The organism is Chitinophaga sp., from assembly GCF_035761305.1.
In the GTDB taxonomy this organism is placed as follows: domain Bacteria; phylum Bacteroidota; class Bacteroidia; order Chitinophagales; family Chitinophagaceae; genus Chitinophaga.
Map to the genome: position 1 here is coordinate 1 of NZ_DASTRI010000252.1, position 7,269 is coordinate 7,269.

At 50.9% G+C, this 7,269-nt stretch carries 5 protein-coding genes; 2 read left to right on the forward strand and 3 right to left on the reverse strand.

Going from position 1 to position 7,269, the window contains the following annotated elements:
* Positions 1-929 (forward strand): glycoside hydrolase family 172 protein (locus tag VFS25_RS21110; protein WP_326464165.1); only part of this gene is annotated, 929 nt, incomplete at its 5' end.
* An 11-nt stretch (positions 930-940) separates the two neighbouring features.
* Positions 941-2,482, forward strand: coding sequence for a lipase maturation factor family protein (locus VFS25_RS21115; RefSeq protein WP_326464166.1), 1,542 nt, complete (start codon positions 941-943; stop codon positions 2,480-2,482).
* 3 nt (positions 2,483-2,485) lie between these two features.
* On the opposite strand, the gene VFS25_RS21120 is transcribed toward VFS25_RS21115, so the two are convergent.
* From VFS25_RS21120 to VFS25_RS21130, 3 genes are all read right to left on the reverse strand, one after another.
* Positions 2,486-4,810, reverse strand: a complete 2,325-nt coding sequence (locus tag VFS25_RS21120) for a T9SS type A sorting domain-containing protein (RefSeq protein WP_326464167.1) — start codon at positions 4,808-4,810, stop codon at positions 2,486-2,488.
* A 189-nt stretch (positions 4,811-4,999) separates the two neighbouring features.
* Positions 5,000-5,878 (reverse strand): FkbM family methyltransferase, encoded by an 879-nt coding sequence (locus tag VFS25_RS21125; protein ID WP_326464168.1) that lies wholly within the window; start codon positions 5,876-5,878, stop codon positions 5,000-5,002.
* 174 nt (positions 5,879-6,052) lie between these two features.
* Complete coding sequence (locus tag VFS25_RS21130) at positions 6,053-7,144, reverse strand: nitronate monooxygenase (protein WP_326464169.1); 1,092 nt, start codon at positions 7,142-7,144, stop codon at positions 6,053-6,055.
* Between the last annotated feature and the right edge of the window lie 125 nt (positions 7,145-7,269).

A 7,269-nucleotide genomic window follows, 5' to 3' on the forward strand; every position in this document is an offset into this window, starting at 1 on the left:
CAGAGGCCACGCTCTGGCATCCGCCGGCGGCCAGCGGTAAAGTAATTACCAGACAGCAGGCCCTGGCCCCGGGCAAAGAAATGACGTTGACCTTACCGGGCGGCCCTTCTGCTATACGGCAGCTGCAGCTGGCGCTGAAAACCAGCCAGCCTGCCAACCAGGAAAAAATGTGGCGGTATGTTATGCTTCGCATCCAGTTCGACGGGCACCAGACCGTATCTTGCCCGCTGGGCGATTTTATCGGCAGCGGGTACGGCGGAAAGCCCATCCGCAGCTGGTACCGGGAGCTAACAGATACGGGCCTGCTCACCAGCCGCTGGGTAATGCCTTTCCGTAAATCAGCCGTGATCACTATCATTAACCAATCCGGCTTTAAGGTTGATCTGCGTACAAGGGTCACCGTTAGCCCGTTCAAATGGGATAACAGTACCATGTATTTCCATGCAGGCTATAAATTTGAAAGGGATATAAAAGATGTGAAATGGGATTATGATGTAACCAGGGTGGCCCGCAATGACCCCGCGGCGCCTGTTGACTGGAACTTTGCCAGCATAAAGGGAAAGGGCGTTTACCTGGGGAATACCTTGTCTGTAAACAACCACATGAAAGCCTGGTATGGAGAAGGTGATGCCAAAGCTTATGTAAACAATGAAAAGTTTCCGTCGGAATTCGGCACGGGGCTGGAAGATTATTACAACACCTCCTGGGCGCCGGTTGTGCTTTACCAAACGCCCTTTGCCAATGCCCCTCGTGCAGATGATCCGTCATCAACCGGTTTTAATACGTTTACACGTACGAGAATACTGGATGCTATTCCGTTCAGCAACGCCTTTTCCTTTGATATGGAAATGCTCAGCTGGGACACCGGCACCATTGATGCTGCCGCTACCACGTACTGGTACGGGTTTGCGGGAGCTGCCGGCCAATAAAATACTTTACAATGGAAGTAGCAAACATATTGGATAGTGAATTCGGCGGTGTTCCCCGTGTGCCTGGTTACTGGCTTACCCGCTTTGTTATTCTGCGCCTGCTTGGATTAATGTACGCTACCGCCTTTCTGGTAGCCATTAACCAGCTTGTTCCTTTGATCGGGGCCAACGGGCTGTTGCCTGTGGGCAGCTACCTGCAGCAGGTAAGCGCAGCACTGGGGTCGAACCAGGCCGGCTTTATGCGCCTGCCTTCCCTTTTCTGGCTATGGCATTCCGATACCGCGCTTTTAACCGTTTCCTGGATTGGGTTTGCGCTTTCCTGCCTGGTAACGGCCGGTTATGCAAATGCGCTGGTGCTGGCCGTGCTTTGGTTTCTTTATATGTCTATTGTTCACGTGGGGCAGCTCTGGTATGGGTACGGGTGGGAAATACAGCTTACCGAAACCGGCTTCCTGGCCATCTTCCTGTGCCCGCTGCTGGACCTGCGCCCTTTTCCGCGTTATGCCCCTCCCCTTACCATCATTATTTTATTCCGGTGGCTCATTTGCCGCATAATGCTTGGCTCCGGCATGATCAAGTACCGCGGAGATGAAGTTTGGCGGAATGCAACGGCACTCTACTACCATTTTGAAACACAGCCCATTCCCGGCCCGCTAAGCCGGTGGTTCCATTTTCTGCCGCACACCGTGCTGAAAGCCGGCGTATGGTTTAACTGGCTGGCCGAACTGATAGCGCCCTGGTTTGTATTCGGGCCGCGGCTTGCACGGCATATTGCAGGGGTGGTGATTGTGCTGTTCCAGCTTAGCATTATACTCAGCGGCAACCTTTCATTTTTAAACTGGCTTACGATTGTTCCGGCGCTGGCTTGTTTTGACGACGGCTTCTGGTCGGCGCTGCTACCGCGTACGCTGGTGCGTAAAGCGCAGGCGGCGGCTGATAACGCGGTTGAATCCAAACCCATGCGCATCACGGCATGGGTGGTTACGGCGCTTGTTGCATTGCTCAGCATTCAGCCTGCGCTTAATATTTTATCATCCAGGCAGGTCATGAACAACTCTTATGATCCGCTGGACCTTGTAAATACTTACGGGGCATTTGGTTCAGTAGGCCAGGAACGCCTGAATGTAATATTTGAAGGAACCAGCGATGAATATCCCGGTGACAATGCCAGCTGGAAACCCTACATCTACAAGGGCCTGCCGGTGGCGCTGGACAAAATGCCGCCGCAGGTAGCGCCCTACCAGCTGCGTTTAGACTGGCAAATGTGGTTTGCCGCAATGGCGTCGCCCAATGACTATCCCTGGACGGTTCACCTGGTATGGAAGCTGCTGCACAACGATCCCGCTGTTGTAAGCCTGTTTGCGGGCAATCCCTTTCCCGGTAAGCCGCCGCGTTTTATCCGGGCGGTCCTGTACCGGTACTCCTTTGCAAAGCCGGGCAATCCCAAAGGGCTATGGTGGAGCCGGGAGCGCATCAGCATCTGGCTCCCGGCTATGTCTGTGGATGATCCGCGCCTGACCGGATTTTTAAAAGACGCCGGCTGGATCAGGTAATGTCTATAAATGCAGCAGCTTAATGGTTTTAACAACTGTTTTGCTGTTCACATCATACACTTCGAGGAAGTAAACACCTTTTGTTAACGTGTTATTATTCGGCTGCAATACCTTCTTACTTTGATTAAAGGAACGGTCCGTCCGCACCAAGCGGCCCTGCGTATCAAATAAGCGCAGTATGTAGGTTTTGTTCCAGTCCAAACCGTTGAGGATAAGCTGCCCGCTGAATGGGTTTGGCGATACACTCAACAGCGTTAGCTCCTGTGTTACACCGATACCGTATTCTGCTGACACCATTAATGGTGATAAGGCAGCGCCGGTAATGGTAAAGCTGCGCAGGATGCTGATGCTGTCCAGCCGGTGTTTAAAGGTTACCTTCAGCTGGTGGTTGCCTGCGCTGTATGCCGACGGGTCAATAATAAAGGTGTGATCAGCGGCAACAGGCAGCTGCTGCGAATTATCCAGCAGCACTATTACATCTGTATGCCATCTCGGAAGCGGATAATTGGCAATAAGAATGGTATCAGGCGCGCCGGTAATACTATAGCTGCTTTCCAGCGTTCTTAAAATAGGCGGTGTGGTTAATATGGGGTACACATGAAGTATGGCCGGTGTGTCGTTCTTCGTATATTCCGTACCGTTAAAGGCCATCCATTGTAAAGTATCTACCCCTACTATGTTAGGATTGGGCGTATAATACATGCTGTCCAGCTCAGCCAGCGTTACGTCGCGGCTGCGTTCATACACCAGCTGCTTGCCCCCGATGGTAAGCTTACCGTATGCAGGCAGGCTGGAGACCCGTATGCCGGCCAGCTTGCCCGTGAAATTCAGCTTGAAGTTGGCCGCCCAGAAACGGATGGGCGTACCTGCCAGCGTATTACGGTCAAAGGGCTTAATGGTGTCCGGCGCCGGCAATATATCAATATAAAGGCTGGTGTCGTTTGTCCACTTCGTACCATCAAAGGCGCGCCAGCGGATGGTGTCCCTGCCCGGGAAGCTGGGTGCGCTGTATTTAAGCAGATCCAGCTGGTCGCGGTTAACATAGGTGTTGTTCACCCAAATGGGCGTGCCATTAATGGTCATTACGCCATGTTTGGGGGTAGCGGTGATCTGTATCTGCTCAAGCCGCCCCACGCCGCTATCGGGGCCAATATAATGCTGTGTAAAATCGTTGGCCGTAAACGGAAGCCTTGACCGTGTGTAGACTTGTTTGGTAAAGGGAACAATATAGTGGTTTTGGCCGGTGTCGAGGTTTACCGCAAACAGGTATTGCGCATCTGATAAAAACCAGGTGCTGTCTTCATAGTACGCCTGCAAAGATTTGTCTGCCACTTTCTTTACGAAACTTCCATCCTGGCTAATGATATAAGTAAAGTAATTGATTCCCGACCTGCCTGTTACGGCAATATCCCCCATTGGGGAGATGGCCGCTACGGAAGCAGTGCCAACTGTTGAACCGGTTTTTATGGGCAGCACATACCGCAGGTTACCCTGCCTGTCGCGTGTGTACACCTGCCCGTCAACATGGTAAAAGTAAGGCACTGCCAGGTATATACCGCCTAAATAGCCATTATTGAGCAGCGGCGGCTGAAGGGGGAAGTCGGTATACCCGCCGTAATCTCCCTGTAAAAGCACCTGGGTTACTGAGTCATGATCGAAGAGGAACACTTTGGTGCCGTCTTCATCCGCGGTTCTCTGGTAAGAGATCCGCTCCCCGTCTGTTTGAATGCCGTAAAAATAGGCTGGCGGATCTCGGTTAGGGTTCTCTGTTTCATATTCATCTATAAACGTGGTTACGCCGTTCAGATAGCGGTAAAGGAACCTGCCGGTGGCGTAGGCCACCATCCCGTTGGCAGCTACGCCGGCGCCGGTAATGGTGCTGTCTACCACTACCTGCTGCTGCCCGGTGCCCATGTTCCTCAGTATCAACCCCGGGTTGGCGGCATCCTGTGAATACCATACCACGTAATCGCCTGCGGTACTTACATTGCTTGCCAGGGACGACAGCATGGTAAAATTACCCTGGTTGTACTCGTATAAAGGAGATACGGTTCCCTGCGCCTGTATCAAAGCCCCATAAGGCGTTACAAAAGCCGGGAGCTGGTAATTCTGGTTGAAAGGAATAACTGCGGCTGTACCGGTGCTTACATCTGTAAGGCGGTAGGTAAATGTGCCGCCCGTTTGTTTAACCGATAACACTTTGCCGTACCGGAAGTCCAGCACAAGGCCGCTGTCGGGGGCAGTAAAAACCGGGGTTAATGCAGATTGCTGGGCATGGATAGTTATTGCCGCTAAAAGCAGCAACATGAGGGCGTAACATTTTTTCATAACTGCATATTTGAAGGATGATAGAAAATCCGGAAAAAAGGGAACACCGTAAATTCTCCGAAAGGTTGTGGGGTATAAAATATTAAAATATCAAGTGGATATAAAGATAATACAAAAAGAAGATTTTTCACCGGGAAAGTTGGGGTTGCAGCAGCGAGGGGGAAACCGCAGTAACACAGGTTAATGCAATCAGATCAGCTTTTTACGTAAGTATACTTTTTCAGCAGTTTTTATTCTTTCCGTTACAAACGGGATATCGCGTAAATAAATCGTGTTACGGTTGCCGAATGTGGGGCACAGCGTAAGCTCACGCAGAAAGGGGTTATACGTATATGGCTGGAAATTATTGTCCAGCAAACGCTGATGTACCAGGTTTTCATCAAAGCCATATCTTTTCCCCAAACCATTCAGCTCGATAATAATGGCTTTTACTGAGCTGTTCTGCAGGGTAGCAGCAGCGCCGTTCAGCACTTCGGTTTCAAAGCCTTCCACGTCAATTTTTAACAGCAGGGGAAATTTTCCTGTCAGCACTTCGTCCAGCTTTTGCACTGCTACTTCAAATGTATCTGCTTCATTGCCTACTGCTACATGGTTCTCCGTGTCCAGCTTACTGGTAAAATAAATTTTACCGGCTTCACTGCCCAGGGCAATGTTCAGGGCTTTTACTTTTTCATACAGCTGGTTAATACGGATGTTCTGCTGCAGGTGTGCAAAGGTAGCAGGCACCGGTTCAATGGCAATAACAGCTGCCGCTACATGCGCGGCGCCCAATACCGTATAGCTGCCTACATTTGCGCCAATGTCTACAAAAAGATCGTTTTCCCTTAAAAAATGCAGCAGAAAAAACATGTCGTTAAAATCGTGCAGCCCGCAGTACAGGTTCTGCGTAGCGCCGGTCATTCCCTTTTGTATGATCAGCTTAGCCTTGTTTGTAAATTCATACACAATGGGATAAGGAATAAGCCTGGTACTGATTTGCCATTTGAAAAAAAACAATAAGGAGTTAAACTTGTTGCCGGCATTCAGCGGGTGATTCACTATGGCCTTTAAAGTTGTAAACAAACTCATAAGGAAGTGGATTTCCCTAATATACTGCTTATTTATAAAAAAAGCCAGGGACGCATTGTTAATTATTGGCTACTAAATCAATTTGCAAAAAACGGCTACAGCAGTACTTACGTAGTGTAGTCCGGCAGGCATTTATTTACCTGCAGGCAGTGGTTTGCAGCGCGGTGTGCGCCCCTATGCCTGCTGTTTACCCGGGTTCATTACCGCAGCTGTTTCCGCTATCAGCGACTGCATCAGCGTTGCTACCCGGGTGTGCTTGAGTATGGGCGCAATTTGCCCCGCCCAAAACAGCACCATATCATGTTGCTGCTGCACAAGCGCCGCTTTCCGAAGCGACAACATGAAAGCCGTCTGCAGCGGGAAAGGCAGGAGCTGCTGTTCCTTGCCCGCCAGCTCTTTAGCGATCCGGGTAGTGAGGCCACGGCCCAACCGGCCGCTAAAAGCGCGTGACAGCATCGTGTGTTTTGCCGCAGCGGAAAACAGCAGCTGGCGGTGAACCGGCAAAGCGCCCGATTCGTCGCAGGCCAGGAAGGCTGTTCCAACCTGAACGGCATCCGCGCCCAGGTGCAGCGCTGCTGCAATTCCACGACCGGTGGCAATACCGCCTGCTGCAATAACCGGTGTTTTTACTTTTTCCCGGATCAATTGTACCAGCACAAATGTGCCCGTGGTTGACTGTTCGGCAGGCGCCAGGAATGAGGGCCGGTGCCCGCCGGCCTCAAAGCCCGATGCAATGATCATGTCAACGCCCGCGGCTTCCAGCGCAATAGCCTCATCCAGCGTTGTGGCGGCGCCTGCGGTTTTAATCCCCTTTTTCCGGCATTGCTCCAATATATCCGGCGCAGGAATGCCAAATACAAAGCTGAATACTTTGGGGCAAACATCCAGCACCACCTGTACCTGGTTTTCAAACCTTGATTTGAACGGCGCCGGTTTCTCCGGGAATGGAATGTTCAGCTCATCAAAATAGGGTTTAAATGCCTTTTTTGTTTGTTCGTATTGTTCATCGGTGATGCCACCGCCCGCATCATCATGATCAGACACCCATAAATTGAGGTTATAGGGTTTTGGCGTGGCTGCCTTGATCTGCCTGTCTACCTCATAGATCTCCTCCGGGCTTAAAGTATAAGCGCCATATCCTCCCAGCCCGCCTGCATTTGATACGGCAGACACCAGCTCTACAGAAGAAAGCCTTCCGCCGAACGGCCCCTGCATAATGGGATAGCTGATGCCTAACATGGCTGTTGTTTTCGTATTATACCACATAGTTCTATCGTTTAGCAGCGAGGCTTATTCCTGCACATCGCTGATCATTTTGTTTACGATGAGCCATTTCCCGTTAAGCTTGTGAAAAGATAAGAACTCATGGTAATTGAACTCGTACATTTTCA